Source organism: Paraburkholderia agricolaris, assembly GCF_009455635.1.
GTDB classification, from domain to species: Bacteria; Pseudomonadota; Gammaproteobacteria; order Burkholderiales; family Burkholderiaceae; genus Paraburkholderia; species Paraburkholderia agricolaris.
Genome location: NZ_QPER01000002.1, coordinates 699,753 through 717,695 on the forward strand (window position 1 = coordinate 699,753; position 17,943 = coordinate 717,695).

General features: G+C 57.0%; 18 protein-coding genes. 9 read left to right on the plus strand and 9 right to left on the minus strand.

The window, feature by feature from the left end; genetic code table 11:
- Entirely contained in the window at window positions 1-1,032 is a 1,032-nt protein-coding gene (locus tag GH665_RS24630; protein WP_153139766.1) for an NAD(P)H-quinone oxidoreductase, read from the minus strand.
- A gap of 148 nt (window positions 1,033-1,180) precedes the next feature.
- Here GH665_RS24630 and GH665_RS24635 point away from each other — a divergent pair, with 148 nt between their 5' ends.
- The 3 genes from GH665_RS24635 (at window position 1,181) to GH665_RS24645 (ending at window position 3,970) form a co-directional block, all read left to right on the plus strand.
- Window positions 1,181-2,065 carry a LysR family transcriptional regulator gene (locus GH665_RS24635; RefSeq protein ID WP_153139768.1) on the plus strand — a complete coding sequence of 295 codons (885 nt, stop codon included), beginning with the start codon at window positions 1,181-1,183 and terminating at the stop codon, window positions 2,063-2,065.
- A 397-nt stretch (window positions 2,066-2,462) separates the two neighbouring features.
- Window positions 2,463-3,107 carry an alanyl-tRNA editing protein gene (locus GH665_RS24640; protein ID WP_153142287.1) on the plus strand — a complete coding sequence of 215 codons (645 nt, stop codon included), beginning with the start codon at window positions 2,463-2,465 and terminating at the stop codon, window positions 3,105-3,107.
- A gap of 425 nt (window positions 3,108-3,532) precedes the next feature.
- Complete coding sequence (locus GH665_RS24645; protein ID WP_153139770.1) at window positions 3,533-3,970, plus strand: DUF695 domain-containing protein; 438 nt, start codon at window positions 3,533-3,535, stop codon at window positions 3,968-3,970.
- Between the two features lie 235 nt (window positions 3,971-4,205).
- On the opposite strand, the gene GH665_RS24650 is transcribed toward GH665_RS24645, so the two are convergent.
- The gene (locus GH665_RS24650; RefSeq protein WP_153139772.1) at window positions 4,206-4,709 is read right to left on the minus strand and encodes a DinB family protein; all 504 of its coding nucleotides are present in this window, start codon (window positions 4,707-4,709) and stop codon (window positions 4,206-4,208) included.
- Between the two features lie 123 nt (window positions 4,710-4,832).
- Here GH665_RS24650 and GH665_RS24655 point away from each other — a divergent pair, with 123 nt between their 5' ends.
- Window positions 4,833-5,459 carry a TetR/AcrR family transcriptional regulator gene (locus tag GH665_RS24655; protein WP_153139773.1) on the plus strand — a complete coding sequence of 209 codons (627 nt, stop codon included), beginning with the start codon at window positions 4,833-4,835 and terminating at the stop codon, window positions 5,457-5,459.
- A gap of 72 nt (window positions 5,460-5,531) precedes the next feature.
- Here GH665_RS24655 and GH665_RS24660 read toward each other — a convergent pair whose 3' ends face one another.
- On the minus strand, window positions 5,532-5,699 hold the full coding sequence (locus GH665_RS24660; protein ID WP_153139775.1) for a hypothetical protein: 168 nt from the start codon (window positions 5,697-5,699) through the stop codon (window positions 5,532-5,534).
- A gap of 40 nt (window positions 5,700-5,739) precedes the next feature.
- Window positions 5,740-6,936 carry a helix-turn-helix transcriptional regulator gene (locus GH665_RS24665; RefSeq protein WP_153139777.1) on the minus strand — a complete coding sequence of 399 codons (1,197 nt, stop codon included), beginning with the start codon at window positions 6,934-6,936 and terminating at the stop codon, window positions 5,740-5,742.
- 653 nt (window positions 6,937-7,589) lie between these two features.
- Here GH665_RS24665 and GH665_RS24670 point away from each other — a divergent pair.
- The gene (locus GH665_RS24670) at window positions 7,590-8,666 is read left to right on the plus strand and encodes a hypothetical protein (protein WP_153139780.1); all 1,077 of its coding nucleotides are present in this window, start codon (window positions 7,590-7,592) and stop codon (window positions 8,664-8,666) included.
- 13 nt (window positions 8,667-8,679) lie between these two features.
- Here GH665_RS24670 and GH665_RS24675 read toward each other — a convergent pair whose 3' ends face one another.
- A complete protein-coding gene (locus GH665_RS24675) occupies window positions 8,680-9,627 on the minus strand; it encodes a LysR family transcriptional regulator (protein ID WP_153139782.1) in 948 nt (315 codons plus the stop codon).
- Window positions 9,628-9,731: 104 nt separating this feature from the next.
- On the opposite strand from GH665_RS24675, the gene GH665_RS24680 reads away from it, so the two are divergent.
- Together GH665_RS24680 and GH665_RS24685 are read left to right on the plus strand one after the other, a co-directional pair.
- Window positions 9,732-10,466 carry an SDR family NAD(P)-dependent oxidoreductase gene (locus GH665_RS24680; protein ID WP_153139784.1) on the plus strand — a complete coding sequence of 245 codons (735 nt, stop codon included), beginning with the start codon at window positions 9,732-9,734 and terminating at the stop codon, window positions 10,464-10,466.
- Window positions 10,467-10,536: 70 nt separating this feature from the next.
- A complete protein-coding gene (locus tag GH665_RS24685; protein WP_153139786.1) occupies window positions 10,537-11,136 on the plus strand; it encodes an NADPH-dependent F420 reductase in 600 nt (199 codons plus the stop codon).
- A 113-nt stretch (window positions 11,137-11,249) separates the two neighbouring features.
- Here the strand turns inward: GH665_RS24685 and GH665_RS24690 are convergent, their stop codons facing one another.
- Window positions 11,250-12,050, minus strand: coding sequence for a phosphodiesterase (locus tag GH665_RS24690; protein ID WP_153139788.1), 801 nt, complete (start codon window positions 12,048-12,050; stop codon window positions 11,250-11,252).
- 255 nt (window positions 12,051-12,305) lie between these two features.
- Complete coding sequence (locus GH665_RS24695) at window positions 12,306-12,740, minus strand: hypothetical protein (protein ID WP_153139790.1); 435 nt, start codon at window positions 12,738-12,740, stop codon at window positions 12,306-12,308.
- 1,709 nt (window positions 12,741-14,449) lie between these two features.
- Between GH665_RS24695 and GH665_RS24700 the strand changes: the two genes are divergently transcribed.
- Window positions 14,450-15,583, plus strand: a complete 1,134-nt coding sequence (locus GH665_RS24700) for a reverse transcriptase family protein (protein WP_167531001.1) — start codon at window positions 14,450-14,452, stop codon at window positions 15,581-15,583.
- Window positions 15,567-15,785 (plus strand): retron Se72 family effector protein, encoded by a 219-nt coding sequence (locus tag GH665_RS24705; protein WP_153139794.1) that lies wholly within the window; start codon window positions 15,567-15,569, stop codon window positions 15,783-15,785. The genes GH665_RS24700 and GH665_RS24705 overlap by 17 nt, the downstream gene beginning before the upstream one ends.
- 272 nt (window positions 15,786-16,057) lie before the next feature.
- Here the strand turns inward: GH665_RS24705 and GH665_RS24710 are convergent, their stop codons facing one another.
- Both GH665_RS24710 and GH665_RS24715 read right to left on the minus strand, forming a co-directional pair.
- On the minus strand, window positions 16,058-16,909 hold the full coding sequence (locus tag GH665_RS24710) for a carbohydrate ABC transporter permease (protein WP_153139796.1): 852 nt from the start codon (window positions 16,907-16,909) through the stop codon (window positions 16,058-16,060).
- The gene (locus GH665_RS24715; protein WP_144194281.1) at window positions 16,906-17,796 is read right to left on the minus strand and encodes a carbohydrate ABC transporter permease; all 891 of its coding nucleotides are present in this window, start codon (window positions 17,794-17,796) and stop codon (window positions 16,906-16,908) included. Before GH665_RS24715 ends, GH665_RS24710 begins: the two co-directional genes overlap by 4 nt.
- Window positions 17,797-17,943: the final 147 nt, after the last annotated feature.

Genomic DNA, 17,943 nt, shown 5'->3' on the forward strand with positions numbered 1-17,943 from the left:
TTAGCCAATGAGGTCGGCACCTGTCGTGAGGACGATCTTTCCAAAGTGCGTGCCGGAATCGATCAGCTCATGCGCGCCGCAAGCATCGGCAAGCGCAAAGGTCTTGTAGACGACTGGCTTGATTTTGCCGCTCTCGATAAGCGGCCAGACCTGCCGCTCCAGTTCGTTGATGATGGTCGCCTTATCCGCGGCTGTGCGCGACCGCAATGTCGAGCCCATATGCGTCAGACGTTTAGTCAACATCGGCACGATGTTGAGATCTTTCGCCGGCCCCTTGATCACACCCACCTGGACGATCCGTCCGTCCATGGCAGCGGCTTCATAGTTTCTGCCCACGTAGTCCCCGGCAATGATGTCGAGGATCACGTCGACGCCTCGCTCATCGGTAGACCGCTTCGTTTCGGCGACGAAGTCGTTCTCGCGGTAGTCGATGGCGACGTCTGCGCCCAGTGCGAGGCTGGCCTCCCGATGCGCCTGCGAGCCCACGGTCGTGATGATTTTCGCAGCCCCAAACGCCTTCGCCAGCATGGTCGCCGTTGTACCGATACCTGACGCGCCGCCGTGGATCAAGAGCGATTCGCCGGCAGCCAGCTTGCCGCGCTGGAACAGGTTAAGCCATACCGTCATAAACGTCTCCGGCATGGCCGCCGCTTCTACCAGCGTCAGGCCTTTGGGGATACGCATGGTATTGCAGGCGTGCGCGACTGCGTACTCTGCATAGCCCCCGCCTGGAATCAATGCACACACCAGTTCGCCGATGCGGAATTGAGTCACGTCTGCGCCAACAGCAACTACTTGGCCCGCCACTTCAAGCCCTGGAATGTCCGAAGCGCCGGGGGGCGGATCATACAGCCCCTTGCGCTGAAACACGTCCGGACCGTTGACGGCTGCTGCGTGGATGCGAATCAGCACCTCGTCGCCAGCCGGCACCGGCACCGGGCGCGTCGTCGGCACCAGGACCTCCGGGCCGCCGGGCTGCTTGATCTCGATGGCCGTCATCGACGACGGTACGTGAAAAGTTGAAGCAGACATGAATACCACCCCTTATATGGATGAGGCTCGCTTGATCCGGGCGGATCAGTGAACGAGGAACTCTTGAAGTCAGTATAGGTCTCGACATTGATGAATTCGCGCAGCATTATTCACATCGTGCGATGCGAATTTGCATCAGGAGGCGGCGATGAACTGGGATGACGCGCGAGTGTTTCTCGCGGTGGAGCGGGAAAAAACGCTCCGTGGAGCGTCCAGGACGCTCAATCTTGATCAGGCAACGGTCGGCAGAAGAATTGCGGCGCTGGAGCACGCGCTGCGTGCAACGCTCTTCCTGAGGACCTCCGACGGCTATGCGTTGACCACTGCCGGCGAGGCCGCGCTGAAATCGGCGGAGAAAATGGAACACGCCGCGCACGAACTCGTCAGACGAACCCAAGGCACGGATACACGGCTTGCCGGAGACGTGAGAGTCACCAGCACCGACTCGATCGCGCTCGAATTCCTGCTTCCCGCTATCGAACGGCTACACGCTGCGCATCCCGAAGTGCGCGTCCTGCTGGACACCTCGACGCGCATGCTTAATCTGGCAAAGCGTGAAGCTGATATTGCGGTCCGATCAGTGAGGCCGGATAACCCAGATCTTGTCGCGCGGCGTCTCGCCCGCTGGCCCATGGCGCTCTTTGCCTCGAATGCCTACATCGAGCAGCACGGCAAGCCCGCTGCTGGTTCCGCCTTCGCGGGGCACGATCTCGTCGTCTATCAGGGAAACTGGACTGGCAATCGTTCAGCGACTCTAGCTGGCGAACCGATACACGCGGGGCGCATCGTATCGACCTTCAATACCAGCCTGATGCTGCGCAGCGCGGTAAAGGCGGGTCTGGGCATTGGTGAGTTGCCGGTACATCTGGCTGAACACGACGGGCTGGTGCAGATATGGCCTGAACCTGCCCGTGGGGCGGTCTACGAAATCTGGCTCGTCACGCATCAAGACCTGCGGCACACCGCGCGCATCACAGCGATGATTGAGCAGATTGTCGCCGCATTCGAGGATCACACAACTCACACAAAATAGGCATGCACGGCGTAATCCCGATCGAACGGCTGATTTATCCAGCGTGCCAGCCGTTCAACGCGACGTTCTGACCGTCGCCCTGTGGCCGGTAGTACACGTTCGCAGAAACCGCAGATAAGGAGCCGCCGAGGATCCAAATGTCCGGTCCGGGGACGATCGTCGAACTGGCGCAATCGGCCAGGAACGGTCATGCGCTGGTCCCGGAGAAGTGGCATGCACTGGTCGCTTAGACTGCAAAAGCGGCCCCTCGTGATTTCGCAAATTTCCAGCCAGCCGAACACCACGCAGGCGATGTTGCTATGAGGAAGGGCCGCAGATCGCAAGATCGTACAAGCCACCCAAGTTCGGCTCGATTACCGTATCCTCCTTTTCTGGAAAAAACAGGACCGGTCGGATGGTGACACGAAAAGTATTCTGGGACGAACCTTACCAAACAGCGCTGGACACAATCGTCAGTCAAGTGGACGGTGAGCAGGTGCAGGTCGAGGCGACGATATTTTTTGCCTTCTCTGGCGGCCAGGAAAGCGATCGCGGTTCACTTGCCGGATACCCGGTTATCAAGGCTGAAAAGCTTGGCCTGGAAATCGTTTATACCTTGCCGCACGACCATTCACTAAGCGTGGGGGACTGCGTCACATGGCGCATTGACTGGGAGAGGCGGTATCGACTGATGCGCCTGCACTTTGCCGCAGAAATGGTCTTGCAGTTGGTATATCGGCTGCGCCCGGGCATCGAGCGTATCGGCGCCCACATCGCACAAGATAAGGCGCGCATCGATTTCGCGAGCGATGTCAGCCTCGCGCCGTTGTTTCCGGAGATTGAATCAGCGGCAGCAGATTTGACGACACGCGATCTCCCTATCCTCACAGATTTCAGCGATGTCCAAACACAGCGAAGATACTGGAAAGTTGATGGCTTTGCGATGATGGCCTGTGGAGGCACGCATCCAAAATCGACTCACGAGATTGGTGCAGTGAAACTCAAACGCAAAAATACGGGTCGAGGAAAGGAGCGAATTGAGGTCATGCTGGAGGGACACTAGCATGTAGACAACCTACCGGCTGAGCGTCCCTTGTTAACTTTAAACCCGCCATCAAAGGGTCTCAATTCCACTGACCGAGAGGGGTCGAAGACTGCCGTCCGCGCGCCGGGCGACAGGCGGTGCGGACCCCACGGCATCGTCGGTTCTCGACCGGCCAACTGCGGACATTCGACATCGCTACCTGAGTCGTCGACAATCCGACAAGAATGGTTCTATGTTTACGGTGCGCGTTAGGTACCATGTGGTTTCGGTCAAACGGATAACTGCATGTACGCCACCGGACGGCCACTTGAACCCTCGACATTACGACTTAGGCCGTCGACAATCAGTCCTCGTCAGAGGATAAAACGATGAAACTGAGGGGTGCAGGTTTTTCTTGCAAAACCGTAAATGACGATTGAAGACATTGAGAGCTGGGAGGGTTGATGAATAACGACGTGATGCGGACCGGGTGGGCGACGGGAACATCAAGAAACGCAACCAATGGTCGCGTGACCATCTTTCGGTATATCAAAGATTTCGACGAAAATTTCGATCGCCTCGATTATCCCATCCGAGTCATCATTGTTTGGGAATACGATTCTGAAACTGGAATGCCAGCCATCGACGTGCGAGAGCGGATGGACGCCACGGAAGATGCACTGAGTTTAGTTGTTGAAGAGGATGGGTTTGCAATCCTCGCTCTCGTTTCTACCGGAGAAAACTTGAGGGAATGGACATACTACGTGGCCTCTGAGACCGAATTTATGACCCGACTCAACCAGGCGCTGGCGGGCCGCCCAAAGCTTCCCGTCAACATCCACATTGGCGAAGACGCACAATGGGCGATGTATGACGAGTTCAAGCGGAACATTCGGGAATAGGCTTGTACAACGGGATAGACTTGAATGTACGGTTTCAGAAATTCCAGGTGTCCGTTGTGGGTCGTTCTGAGCTGATCATCATCGGACTCAGTCTGACAATGAAGCGGCATTCGCCCGCCCGGTCGCCCGGACAATCAGGCGTCGGTTCCACTAAGGAAGCGTCCATTCAATTCACGATGTTGAACGTTGCATCGCCGCGTCACGTAATTGCCGCGACTGGGTGCCCGTCCACGCGTCAGCCTCGCCCTCTCGTCGACGCCTCCGCTTCATGCAAATAGGTTGTGAACCCGTCTCTGGCCGGTGAAACGGCGTTGAGCAGCATCAGGGCGCTGACCTGGCCGCGGTGGCCAGTGCCGTGGTTGATGACGTGCATGAGCATTTCCTCCCGGGACATGCAGCCTGGGGCGCCATCGGTGAAAACGAAATCGATCCGTTCCGCAAGGGCGCCGCGATCAAGCCCGGACACGTACGTGATGTATTCCTGATCGGACGTCCTGATGTCTGCAGCCAGATCGTCCAGTGTTGGCAACTCGCTCAGGTTGGCCGACGTATAGGGAGGAGCCTTTCGCTGCAGATGCGCGGCGAAGATCCGGTCGACTACATAGCTGTGGCTCAGGGCTTTGATGGCCAGTCGGGTAAGGATGAGTCGACGCAAGGCCCCAAGTCTGGCTAGCGCGGTCAGCAGTTCGTCATTCGCCCAGGCCTTGTATCGAAACAGGTGTTGCAACGTGTCGTGCATGTCGTGCCTCCCTAAGAGTTTTGCGCGTCGCGCGCGTCGCGCAAGGTGCTGCCTTGCATTTCCATGCTGGGTAATGTACGAGCTATCATTCGCTTTTCATACTCGCATTGGCGACATGGGAAAATGGCACGCAGACCGCTCGTAAAACCCAGGAAAGTCGCCACTCAGCGGCGATCGCGCGCGACGGTCGACGCGCTGATTGAAGCGACTGCTCGCATTCTCGTCAAGGAAGGATTCGACAAGGCCAGCACCAACCGCATCGCAGCAGTGGCGGGAGTAAGCGTTGGTTCGCTTTATCAATATTTCCCCACCAAGGAGGCCCTCGTTGCCGCCGTCATCGAGCGCCACCAACAGGAGATCACGCAATTGGTCCGGCGCGAGCTGGCGGGGGTTTTGACCGAATCGGTCGACAAGGCGGTGCACAAACTCGTCGCGGTTGCGGTAAAGGCTCACCGTGTCGATCCCAAGCTGCATCGCGTGCTCGCTGAGCAGATTCCGCGCGTGGGTAAGCTCGAGAAGCTGGAAACGTTCAACCGTGAGAACTTCACGCTGTTCAGTACTTATCTGGAGAGGCATCGCGACGAACTGTGTATCGACGACCTGGGGCTCGCATCATTTGTATGCGTGACGGCCATTGAGGCGTTGACGCACAACGCTGTGCTGCACTATTCCCAGATGCTTTCGGACGAAGCGATGGAGGCGCTCGTCGAGGAGACGGCGCGGCTCGTGACCGGGTATCTGACTAGATGAGGACGTGTCGCACTGCGCCATTAGCCGTACTGAGGGGGGGCGGGAATCGTACACAGCGCGCGTAGCGCCCCTTCACGCTTTTTTGCCCGCGCGTGACACAGAGCGCTTACCCGCACCCTTTGAAAAGCGATGACGATTGCCGAGCAGCGCCCCGAGTGCGATCACCAGCTGAGCGATCGGCCCGCCAAATGACGTCAGACCCAATTTCAGGAAGACCTTGAGAACATCGAACACGTCCATTAGTCGGCCGCTCGGTCGGCGCGATATGTCGTCTACCACACTAGCCAATCTGCTCCGGCACGCGCCAGGACGCTGCCTCGGAGCGGATCATCAGCGCCGCGCTCGATAGCAGCAAGCGGATCAGGTCCGCCTGTCGATTCACGCCGGTTTTTGCGAACACCTGTTTCAGATGCGCGCGCGCTGTCTCGTAGGCGACTTCGTATGTTTGCGCATATGCCTTGAGATCCTCGCCGCGCATCAGCCAGCCTGCAAGCCTCGCCTGGTGACGGGTCAGCCCGTAGATCTTGCAGAGCAATTCTTCTGGTGTGCGCAAACCGTCGTCTGGATCCGACGCGAATACCACCACCGCCGTTTCCTCATCGATATCCATCGTCGCCTCGTGAACGGGCGTCACCATCGCCGAAATCCGAGTCACTGAGCACAGCCGTGCAAGACCGAGCGCAGTACCGATGCGCGGTTGTTGTTCACGCACGCCTGCAGCCAGTGCGAGCGCGCGCTGCAATTTCTCGTCATCTTCCGGTAGTTGCGCATGTAAGTGCCCGGCCACATTGACGCGGAGCCCACGCTGCGCATCGGTCATCGCGCGCGCAGCGAGGTTCGCTGAGAGTACTTTGCAATCGGCACCGCACATCCAGACCGCCATCGGCATCGCGTCGAGCGCGTGCCTTTGCCCCGCGTTTGCGGTGCGCAATGCGCGGAACTGCTTATGGATTTCGAATGCCTGACACAGGTGCGGCAACAGGGCCGCATAGAGCCGCAGCGCGTCGTCGCCAAACACGCCCGCATGCCGTGAGCGCATCGCAGAGAATTTGATTGCCTGGCTACCCGTCTTTGACACCACGCCGCCGAGCGCGTGAGCGAGGCTCTGCGGCCGCAGCCAGTCGCCATAGAACTCACTACGCTGCAGCGCCGAGAATGGCACAAGCATTTCCGACGTGATCGCCCGGCCGGGCGGCATTTTATCCTCCGCCTCGGCCCAGACATTGCACCGCGCGAAGTAGGTGCCGTAGGACGCGATGAAGGCAGGATCGCAGCGCACAGTCTCCATCAGCGCGGTTTCGCCGTCCTGCTGCACGACCGTCGAATCGCTGAAATCGTGCATGAAGAGTACCGTGCCTTCGGCACCCACCGTTGTCGCGAATCGGTCGAGAAAGCGGCGCCATTTCGATGGGTCCGTCGACGCAGCGTAGATCAGCTGAATCAACGTCGAAAGCGCTTCCGCGTCAAATTGGCTCATGGCGTGCTCCGTCTGCCTGTCCTGTTCACGCCGCGCGGTGCGTTTAGTGCAACCCGCCCGTGGATCCCACGCGCCATATGACCGACCGTGCGAGGTGGCAAGAGTGCACCAACTGAAGCGCCGACACACAAGTGATTGCCCGATATCCCTCTCAAGATTCGCGCGTCAGAATCGCTTTGGCAATACAGGTTAATCTCGATCGGCAGGCGACGCCGCGGTGGCGGATCGCACACTTTCGATTCGCGTAATGCGAAGACGTGACTCGATTCGGCAATGGCTGCGAGCCTCGACATTCTTCAAGCCTTGATCGACTATGCGGCGCGCAAAAAGATAGAAAAATGCAATGTGCGCTGGCGCACATAGGCGGCAGCCCTCTACCCCAAATGAGGCATGACATCGCACTGCCGGGCGCGCAAGAATCTGCTCAACCGTTTTCAAAACAATCACGGAGGGTAATGGCGAAAGAAAATGGAAGGTGCCATTACATGCTTATGTGAGCACTCTCATATTTGGGAATCTGGGTGGGATTCTTATGGAAAATAATTTAATTAAAATCTGCCGTTTCAAATGATGTGCGGGTTGCGATTGCGCTGATTATTAAATTTTGCCGACCGCTATCGAAATGAAATGAAGGAAAACCTTGTGAGGGGCAAATGAAACTATTCGCAAGTATACTTTGCCTTGTGCTGATTTCTGGCTGCGCGGCCGGCAATCAGTGGATGACTGACGATTATTATCAGAAGCGCACGGCGGAATATAATTCAGCTCCCAAAAATAAGGCCATGGCTTTCGGACAGATTCAGCTGCAGCATGGCGGCAAGAGCATAACGACAATCTCGAGCAGCGGAGCTACGGAGGATTCTGCCAAAACGCAAGCGATGAATGGCTGCACTGGTTTGATGGGTTCTTTAATGGCCCCTGACGCTAAAGTTCAGCACGAGTGTCGAATTGTTAAGGTTAACGATGAAGATATCGAAGACTTATACAAATATACCGTCGCTTACGCCAACGAACAGCAGGAATCCTCTGCTTCTATGTGGAGTGGCATTGCCGAGGCTTTGTCAGCGGTGGCAGGTGCAAGCAATGCAGCCAACGCTCAACGGTCGGCCAACAATCTGGCGGCACAGCAACGGCAGCTAGCGGCGCAACAGCGTGCTGCACAACAAGCAGCCCAGCAGCAAGCAGCCCAGCAGCAAGCCGCGCAGCAGCAAGCCGCGCAGTTGGCGGCACAGCAGCGCGCAGCCCAACTCGCAGCACAGCAAAAATCAACCGCTGCCGTCAGCACCGGGGGTACTGCGAAACCCGTCGCGGTGCCTGCGACCTTGAGCAAGGGCAACTCGGGCGGCAGCACATCGAAGCCAGGCGGCGGCACTACAACCACAGTGGCTTCCGGAGGCAACACCGGAGGAGCAACATCCCTACCTTCTCAGGCTAATCCCCCCGCTTCCGTGGCGGGTAAGCCTGCCTCGCAGGTGTCCTTCTCCTCCTCGGGCTCTATGAGCGCCGCGGGCGATACCTACGTCCTCAATGTCAATAACACGGGAAATGTTGCGATTAACTGCAGCACATACGTGCAGTATCAGGATGGAGACGGAAATACACTCACGGCCACGCCTTCCGTGAACAATATCCGCCCAGGGACCGGTGGTTCGACGTGGGTATCTGTCATGACGGCACCGCTGCAACTACTGAACGATCCGCAATCGCAATTTACCTGTAACGCGATCTAGTGGAGGCCGGCTTTTAGCGCTGAAGCCCCGCGCGTGAGACAGAGCGCTTGCCGGCACCCTTTGAAAAGCGATGACGATTACCGAGCAGCGCAACCAGCCGCGTCTCGCATTCGGAAAACGAGTACCCACGCCGCTGCGAGATCATGAAGGTGAGGGCGCGCATATGCCAGGCGCGCCGTTGGAGTTCGATAAGTGTTCCGTCCGCGAGATCGTGCGCAACCACATGATGCGGCATGTGCCCCCAACACAAACCACCCCTTAGCAAATCGTGCTTCGCGCCGAGGTCGTTGACCAGCCACTGGCGTTCACTGGCGACCCCGTGTTGAGTCTTTTCCGCATCGGGCTGATTGTCGGTGACGACGAGCTGGATGTGCCGGCCAAATTCCTCCCGCGGGATCGGCCCCGCGATAGCGGCCAGAGGATGCGATGGCGCACAGACGGTCACCATTTGCGCTTCACATAAATGCTGCCTTTCTATGGTGGCCGGGCTCAGCTCCGGCACGTCGGTGATCGTCACCGCCAGTGCGCACGTTCCTTCGAGAACCAGGCGCTCGCCGCCTTGCATGGTCGTCATGCGCAGATTGATTGCAACGGTTGGAAAGTCCGACTGCAGCCTGCGCAGGCATTCAATCAGATGCGCGCGCGGAAAATAGGTATCCACTGCAATCGAAACCTGTGGCACCCCGGCTTCAGCAATCGCAACCGCGCGCATCTTCATTTCCTCGGTGCGTGAGATCACCCCACGAGCATCAGGCAGGAGGCTACGGCCCGCTGCTGTAAGCGTGGCTTTGCGGGCGTTGCGTTCGAACAGCAACACATCAAAGGCACTCTCGAGCGCGCTGATCGCGTGACTAATCGCCGACTGTGCGCGCCTCAGTTCCCGCGCAGCCCCCGAAAAGCTTCCCTGGTCACACACGGCCACGAAGGCCCGAAGTTGATTGATGGTGACGTTGTCGAGCATATATCTAAAAAATAGATGGGATCCATAGATATTCGGTCAATTGGCTTCATGGATCAAGAGGGCCAGAATTGTCTTTCCCGCTTCTGTTTCGAAGGACGAATGACATGCAAAGACTGAATGGAAAGACCGCAGTGATCACCGGTGGCGCTACCGGCATCGGCCGCGCCGCAGCAAAGCGCTTCATCGAGGAAGGCGCTTTCGTCTTCATTTTCGGCCGCCGGCAGGACGCACTCGACGCCGCTGTCGCCGACCTCGGGCCCAATGCCCGCGCGGTGAAGGGTTCGGTCTCCGATCTGGCCGATCTCGACCGACTCTACGCGGCGGTGAAGGCCGAGCGCGGCACTCTCGACATCGTCTTCGCCAACGCCGGGGCGGGAAGCCCGCTTCCGCTCGGGCAGATCACCGCCGAGCACATTGACGAAACCTTCGACACCAATGTGAAGGGCACGATCTTTACGGTCCAGAAGGCGCTGCCGCTGATGAGCGCGGGCGGTTCGATCATCCTGACCGGATCGAGCGCCGGGACCACGGGCGCCCCGGGATTCACTGCCTATAGCGCGAGCAAGGCAGCGGTGCGCAACCTCGCGCGGTCATGGGCGCATGACCTGAAGGGCACGGGCATCCGGGTCAATGTGCTCTCGCCCGGGGCGACGGCGACCGAACTGGCGAAGAGGTCGCTGGGCGAAGAGGGCCAGAAAGCCTATGGCGCGATGACTCCGCTCCTACGCATGGCCGATCCGGCAGAGATCGCAGCGGCGGCCGCCTTTCTTGCATCGCCGGACAGCAGCTTCATGACCGCAAGCGAGGTTGCCGTCGACGGCGGCCTTGCGCAACTCTGACACGCTACGCCCGCCGGTCACTCCGTTCGATATTCGGAGCCGGTAGGGCGTCGCACACCAAGGAAACTATATGAGCTACGCAATTATTGGCTTCGGCAAGATCGGCCAGGCGCTGGCCAAGGCGTTTGCACGAAAAGGCATTGAAGTATCCGTTGCTACCACTCGCGACCCGGAAAGCTTTGCATCCGCTGCGGCCGCTATCGGACCCGAGATCATTCCCAAAAAACTGGCGGAAGCGGTCAAGGCGGACATCGTCTTTTTGGCCGTCGGTTACAGGTCGCACCCGGATGTCGCGAAGGCGCTGTCCACCTGGCAGGGGAAGACTATCGTCGATGTCACCAATGCCTACGGCGTGCCCCCTGAGGAAGTGGGTGGACAACCTTCTTCCAGGGCCGTCGCGCAGACCTTCGCGGGGAGCAGGCTGGTCAAGGGCTTCAATCATTTGGGTGCTCGCGTCCTTGAACAGGACCCGGGCGTACACGGTGGCAGGAGAGTCGTGTTCCTGGCGAGTGACGATGATGGCGCCGCAGAGGAGATTGGTGCGCTTGCGGAAAATCTCGGTTTTGCGCCGATCAAACTTGGCGGCCTGTCGGAAGGTGGACTGCTTGTGCAGGGACTGGGAGATAGGTGGGGTCAACTGATCTTTAAGGACCTGGTCAAATTCGATTGATGAATCGTGGTCGCAAGTTTCGATGCGATCCTGTCCCGTGGACCAAAGGCCAGCCGAGCAATATTGCTAATGACTCGTGCGTCTATCGGCCGCTGTGTACTTGACGGCGAAACTTACGCGAAGGGGAGTGGACCTTCGAAACGTTCGACGTAACACAAGTGGGAGACCGCCGGCTGACCTCGACCTGTCCAGCGATGCAGCATGTATGCGGGTGGTTCGAGAAAAGAAGCGGGCTGCGCGTCCGCTTCGACGCGCAGCGCGATCTGTGTGGTCGTGCTCGGGCACGTGAGGACGGGAACGCGTCCGAGACGCGTCTGCATCGACCGATGGACGTGTCCGGCGAGAATTCGATCGACGTTGTTGTGGCGTGCAAGAACCGTTGCGAATGCATCCGCATTTCGCAACCCGTAGATGTCCAGATAAGGGATGCCCGTCATGAACGGTGGGTGGTGCATGACGATGACCACAGTCCGATCTCGATGCTCAGTGAGTTCGGTGTCGAGCCAGGTCAAGGTTTTGGCGTCCAGTTCACCGTGATGCAGTCCAGGAACGGAAGTGTCCAACGCCACGAGGCGTAGTGCGCCCACGTCTAGCGCGAACGAGAGTGCGCCCTTGTTCGGAAGCCACGCGTGATCCGGAAACGCGGCCCGTAGATTGCCACGGTCGTCGTGATTACCCGGCAAGACCACGAACGGTCGTCTCAGCCCGACAAGTAATTCGCGAAGCTTTTGATACTCATCCTCGGTACCGTAGTCCGTCAGGTCGCCAGAGATGACGACCAGGTCTGGCTCGGGTTGGATGCGGTTCAGCGAATCGACGGCTGCCGAAAACATTGCATTCGAGTCCACGGCGTCTTGATACAGGGTGCCGTGAGGACGGACATGAATATCTGAAACTTGCGCGATGACCGTCACTCGGCTCTCCGTGGGATTCGACCGGCTCGTACTTGGACCGGAACGATTCTAGACCGGACAAAAATCGCCGATCAGCGGAGCTCGTATTAGGCTGACTTCGTTTAGGTTTGTTGGATGCCTGCCCACGCCTGTTTGTGGCGCTCGCACATGCTCGTGACGGAGGGCAGGCATCCTGCAAATCTGATCAACTGAAGTTGCTCGCCTTCTTGATGGTTAGTGCTGTGCGGGAGCCGATGGTTGGGCCGCTGCGTCCGTTTATGCGCTCGTAGTGGGTTTGGCTGACGTTGGCTTGCTCCGGTTCGGCTTTGTGGCCGCTGGCGTTTCTTTCGTCGCTATTTGTGATGCCTCTGCGAGAAGGCGCATTGCACGGTTCGCGGTGATGCGGCTTTGAGGGATGCCTTTCGCATCGAGTGCGATCACCTGATACAGCTCTCGGTTACACTCCAGCTCCCGCTGATATTGCTCTGCTGTGTCGACGAGCAATTCAAGCATGGTCTGCTGACGTCGTCTTTCGTCACTCGTGATGGCAGGATTCCTACATATTGAGGACCCAAGTGTGATCAATGTGTTGAGCTGGCTCAACTGCCGGTTGCATAGATCGAAGGTGGAGAGCGCAAGCTTTTCGTACTGGAGCGCGTCGACAGGCGGGCGTGAAGCGGGTTGAGATTGTTTTGTAGGTTTGCTGCTCATGGTGCGACCTCCCTGGTACTTCCTGGATCGCCCGACACTCGCTTGCTTGGGGAAGGGGTGAGCGGGCACGTAGCGGGATTGGAAGACCGGTGTAATGCCAAGCCGGCGAGCCTTGCGGCTCCCCCACCACAGCCCGCCCATAGAAATATAGACGTGCAGGGATAGACGCACGACCCGCCTGAGCGGGTGTGCGGGCATTACATGCAGGCTTCCAAACCTGGCCGCCGGGTGTTTCCCGATGGCTTGTTGATTATAAGTCATGGGAGCGGTGCAGCGATCAACCAGGCGGGCTAAGTGTTTGCGTTTGGCCAATTGGATATGGTCATCGGTATGACAGAGGACACAACAACGGCACGCATGCTCTCTGCTGCTTTTCAGTATGGGGTGCAGCTATACCCGAGACGATAAACGAAATTATCACGCCGCACATACCGAGGTCATAAGTGCGAAGCAGGCGTCAAGTAAAATGGAGTTAGATCGTCGCGTAGGGGGGCGTTGGCCCGAATTTTGTGTGCGCAAGCGGCACACTTAACTGTATGGGTCGCAACGCGGGAGAGACAGGCGGCGCTAGTTCATTTCGTCGTTTCCGACTCGATGGCCGTCTTTGCGGGGGAAGAAAGCCAACGCAAAGCCGCAGCGCGGTGCGCCAAAGGCCCCGGCGCGAGGTTCAATTTGTTCCGTTGGATCGCTCCAATGGTCGGTCGGAGATAGTCATTGATGTGCGCCTCCGCGCATCTTGCGGCATGGCTTGCACGCCGTTGGCCGGCACTCGCAGACATCTTCCGAGGGCCGCATACACGAAGCGACATCGGTTGTTCGCCGGTTATAGTTTCTAAAAACCACAAGCCGGTAGATGAAAACTGCGAGGCACTGAAGTGCCGCTAATTTTTGTCAAATTCGCGACTGTGCGCTACAGGTACTGTCGTTGGACGCTGCGTGTATGTCCGGTTGAACTTGATGGGGTCTATAGCCCAATCGCGTCTGCCGGGATCATTTTATTAGGGGGGGTAGTGGCGGCTCGGCTGGGTGTTCAGTCGCCGCGTTGATCTAAGGCATTCGACAATACGGTAAACCACTAACGGACTTTTTTGCTGCCCTTGCAGGCAAGGGGTTGTTTTTTCCGATTTATTAAGATATTGTCTGTTCAACCAAGCGTACTGCTTGGGCTGAATGCCTTTGGTAATTGTTGAGTTTCGAACGGGAAAATCTAGGTCTCGCATGAGACGTTCTGTTGGCATTATCTTCAGGACATGACCGTGGCGTTGCTCGGGAATGCGGCCGTGCGAGATCGATCGCATGGGCACGGGATTCGCGGGATAGGCGCGGTACGGTTGATGAGCAAAATGCGTAGGTACCTGAGCAGCGGTTGGTTGTTATTTCCCGTTTTTCCTTTCGGTGATGAGCAGTCGTCGGCCATTGTGGCCAGCGGCACAACCGAAAAGGAAAATGATGATGTCCACAAAGACAAAACCGAACTCAATGACCGGCCGTGTTCGCACTGCCCGGAAGGCCCATATCGTTAAGCGAGAGCAAAACGACTATGTGACCAGCGCTAACCGTCTGCTCAGCGTCGCCATGCTTATTAGTAAGCTTTGGTGGCTGCTAGAATCTTTGCCGTGGGATAAGCTGCACCATCTCACGTAAAGTAGGTACCTACCTTTTTTATCAGCGCAATGCGTCCATTTTATAAAAAGAAACCGATCGGTTCCGTGAATGCGCTCTGCGCTGCGCTTCGAATTTCGGAGTCGGCGCTAAAGCATTTGGCTGCAAACCTTGACCGGCACTATACGCCCTTCGAAATCCCCAAGGACAACGGGAAGCGTCGAGCACTGCTTATTCCGAGCTTGCACCTCAAGACGCTGCAAAAGCGAATCAATCGTGAGATTTTCAGTCACGTCGCTTATCCGGCATACCTGTATGGCGGCGTAGAAAACAGAGACTACGTGAAAAACGCTTCGGTGCATCAACGCGCTGAAGTATTGATTGCGCTTGACGTGAAGGATTTCTATCCTTCTATCGAAATGAAGCAAGTAGTTAGTATCTTCCAGCATCTTTTCAAATTTCCTAAAGAAGTTGCAGATATCCTCGCTCGGTTAACGACTTACGAAGGAAAGGTGCCGCAGGGTGCGTGTACGAGTTCGCACATTGCGAATCTCGTCTTGCATGACGTCGAGTACCACATAGCTCAGGATTTCCACAACCGGAATTACGTTTACACTCGTTTACTTGATGATATTTGCGTTTCGTCGCTAAAGCCGCTGAGTCCAGAGAAAGTTGAAGATGTAATCAAAAAAGTCTCGAGTATGGTCAAGAAGAAGGGACTCAAGCTGAGAGCGGCGAAGACCAGGATTACTTCGCGATCAAATCCCGAGTCGCTTATGGAGGTTACTGGTCTTTGGCTCAATCGCGGAACGCCACGGGTAAATCCGAAACAGCGCAGGTCAATTCGATCCGCCGTGTATCAATGTCAAAAGACGGCCATGAGCGACAACTCCTCGTTGACCTATCACGTCGAACATGCGAGTGCATCGGGCAAGGTCGCGATGTTGAAATACTTGAAATATGGTGACGCAACTCGCATGAGAACGATCTTGCAAGGGATTGTCCCTGTTTATGACAAGGCCGAGCTCACCAAGACAAAAAAGATCGTCGATATGCTCTGTCGCACTTCACACCGTGATCGGGAAAAATACGCATACTCGCTTGGATACCATAAGGCGAAGCACCGTATTAACATCGTTTCTAGGACTGAGCCGATGTTGGCGCATGCGCTGCGCGCCAAGCTGAAGAAATGTCCGCCGACTAAAACTCGAAGCGAAATGATATATGACGAGTCAATCTAGCGAACTCAATTACGGCACAATCAAGGCCTACTATGCTTTCAAGGGCTTTGGATTCATAACCCGTGAAAAGGGCAAGGACGTATTTTTCTATTTCAAGGATGTCCGAGAGGAATCCGATATCTTTGAAGGTGCGAAGGTAAGTTTCAACATCGTTAATGAAGGACGTGGACCAATGGCGAAATGTGTGACTCGCGTCGGTTGAGAGTGTTAGTCAGCATTGTTGAGCAGTATTAATGGGTAATCGATCGGCGCAGATATCCTTGCGCCGGACCGTGGGAATGATTTTCCCGGGTTGGTTAGATCTAAAACCCGTGGTTCTGGGGCAGCGCTTCGCGGCTGTCTGTCAAGTCATGTGCTGCTGTCCGCGGGCAAGTGTAGTTGGCGTAGAGCGCAAGCTGTGGCCGGGCCGATAGCCCTACCTGCACCGGGCGGAACTGCTTCTGCCTTCTTCCACGCCCCTCACTTCTCCATCCCTCACTTCACCGCCCCCAACGCCAGCCCCTTAACCAAAAACCTCTGCAACCAGGCAAACACAACAGAAACGGGCAGCGTCGCACAAAGAGTAGCGGCCATCACCAGATGCCACTCCACAACATACTTCCCAGCGACCATGTCAGTCACTTGAACGGTTAAAGTCTTATTCTCCGGCGACCGAATCAACGTATAAACCACCGCAAACTCATTCCACGCATTAATAAAAGTAAAGATCGCGGTAACGACAATTGCCGGCACAGCCAACGGCAAAAACACCTTAAAAACAGCCCTAGTCCTCCCACACCCCTCCAACCACGCCGACTCCTCCAAATCCCTCGGCACAGTCTGAAAGTACGAAGACAGCATCCAAACCGCGAACGCAATATTAAACGCCGCATAAGAAACGATGACGCCAATCTTGGAGTCAACCAGATTCCCATCCCCATAAGGAATCATCGCCGCCAACCGGAACAACCCAACAACCAGCAGGATCGGCGACAGCATCTGCGTCACTAAAAGAAACTGCGAATAAAACCCCTTCCCACGAAACGGAAACCGCGCCAACGCATAAGCCGCCGGCAAGCTCACCGCCAACGCCAGAGCAGTCGACAAAAAGCTGATCACGCAGCTATTCCTCAGCGCCACGCCAAAGTTAGCCGCAACCCACATATCCGAAAAGTTGCTCCACTGCCAATGCACCGGCAACCATCTCGCCGGATAAACAAAAATCTCCGTAGCCGGCTTCAAAGCAGTAAACAGCATCACAGCAAACGGAAACAACACCGCCACAATCAGCGGCGAAAGTGCCAACCAGCACCACAGCGAGCGCTTCATCTTGACGCTGAGACTCATGACGTCTCTCCTTCTTTCGCGGGCTGCAGGCGCAGATAGATCATCGAGAAAACGAACAGCATGACGAGCATGATCAGCGACACCGCCGCAGCTTCGCCGGGACGTCCCAGCCGGAACCCAAGCTCATAGAGATACGTAACGAGAATATGCGTGCCGTTATCCGGCCCGCCTTGCGTCATCACCCAGATGATCGGGAAAGAATTGAACACGTAGATCACGTTCAACAGAATCGTCATGTTGATGAACGGCCGCAAGAGCGGCATCGTCAGCTTGCGAAACTGCTGCCACGCACTGGCGCCATCCATGCGCGCTGCTTCGTAAATGTCACCCGGCACCGACGACAAGCCGCCCAGCAGAATCGTCACCGTAAAGGGAATCGACACGAGAATACCCACCGCGATCTCAACCGGAAACGCGAGCTCCGGCGTAGCGAGCCAATGAATCGGACCGTTGATCAACCCAAGCCGCTGCAACGTGACATTGACCATGCCGTAATCATCGTTGAAGGCCCAGCGCCACACCACGGCGGTCATCGTCAGCGAGACGGACCACGGCAGCATCACAATCGTGCGGGCCACGCCACGTCCATAGAAATCCTGATTCAGGATCAGCGCAACCGGCACCGAAATCAGCACCGTGCCGCCCACCACGCACACAGTCCAGACAATCGTCCGCTTGGCGGCAGCGAGAAACGCGGGGTCGGTGAAAATCGTAATGAAGTTCTGAAGACCGGTGAAATCGCGGATCGCGCCGAAGCGCGAGACCTCGTGCAGCGATTGCCACACGATGTTGAAAATTGGATAGCTGATGATGAAAAGCGCCAACACCAGACTCGGCGCAATCAGTAACCAGGGCGCCTGCAGGCGCGAAGAAGCGGAACGGCTCATGCGTGCTCGATCGTAAGACGCGTCCCCATTAGAAAAGAGGCGCGACGGGATGGGCCGGATAGTGCATTACATCCATGACAACCGAAACGCGCACCGCCTTGGCAACGGCGGCGCGCGTTCCGTGTTCAGCAGATCACCTCATGACTA

What these genes read in the sequence shown, in the direction of transcription:
- GH665_RS24630 (WP_153139766.1), bottom strand. Translation starts at nt 1,032, where the DNA reads ATGTCTGCTTCAACTTTTCACGTACCGTCGTCGATGACGGCCATCGAG.
- GH665_RS24635 (WP_153139768.1), top strand. Translation starts at nt 1,181, where the DNA reads ATGAACTGGGATGACGCGCGAGTGTTTCTCGCGGTGGAGCGGGAAAAA.
- GH665_RS24645 (WP_153139770.1), top strand. Translation starts at nt 3,533, where the DNA reads ATGAATAACGACGTGATGCGGACCGGGTGGGCGACGGGAACATCAAGA.
- GH665_RS24650 (WP_153139772.1), bottom strand. Translation starts at nt 4,709, where the DNA reads ATGCACGACACGTTGCAACACCTGTTTCGATACAAGGCCTGGGCGAAT.
- GH665_RS24655 (WP_153139773.1), top strand. Translation starts at nt 4,833, where the DNA reads ATGGCACGCAGACCGCTCGTAAAACCCAGGAAAGTCGCCACTCAGCGG.
- GH665_RS24660 (WP_153139775.1), bottom strand. Translation starts at nt 5,699, where the DNA reads ATGGACGTGTTCGATGTTCTCAAGGTCTTCCTGAAATTGGGTCTGACG.
- GH665_RS24665 (WP_153139777.1), bottom strand. Translation starts at nt 6,936, where the DNA reads ATGAGCCAATTTGACGCGGAAGCGCTTTCGACGTTGATTCAGCTGATC.
- GH665_RS24670 (WP_153139780.1), top strand. Translation starts at nt 7,590, where the DNA reads ATGAAACTATTCGCAAGTATACTTTGCCTTGTGCTGATTTCTGGCTGC.
- GH665_RS24675 (WP_153139782.1), bottom strand. Translation starts at nt 9,627, where the DNA reads ATGCTCGACAACGTCACCATCAATCAACTTCGGGCCTTCGTGGCCGTG.
- GH665_RS24680 (WP_153139784.1), top strand. Translation starts at nt 9,732, where the DNA reads ATGCAAAGACTGAATGGAAAGACCGCAGTGATCACCGGTGGCGCTACC.
- GH665_RS24685 (WP_153139786.1), top strand. Translation starts at nt 10,537, where the DNA reads ATGAGCTACGCAATTATTGGCTTCGGCAAGATCGGCCAGGCGCTGGCC.
- GH665_RS24695 (WP_153139790.1), bottom strand. Translation starts at nt 12,740, where the DNA reads ATGAGCAGCAAACCTACAAAACAATCTCAACCCGCTTCACGCCCGCCT.
- GH665_RS24705 (WP_153139794.1), top strand. Translation starts at nt 15,567, where the DNA reads ATGACGAGTCAATCTAGCGAACTCAATTACGGCACAATCAAGGCCTAC.
- GH665_RS24710 (WP_153139796.1), bottom strand. Translation starts at nt 16,909, where the DNA reads ATGAGTCTCAGCGTCAAGATGAAGCGCTCGCTGTGGTGCTGGTTGGCA.
- GH665_RS24715 (WP_144194281.1), bottom strand. Translation starts at nt 17,796, where the DNA reads ATGAGCCGTTCCGCTTCTTCGCGCCTGCAGGCGCCCTGGTTACTGATT.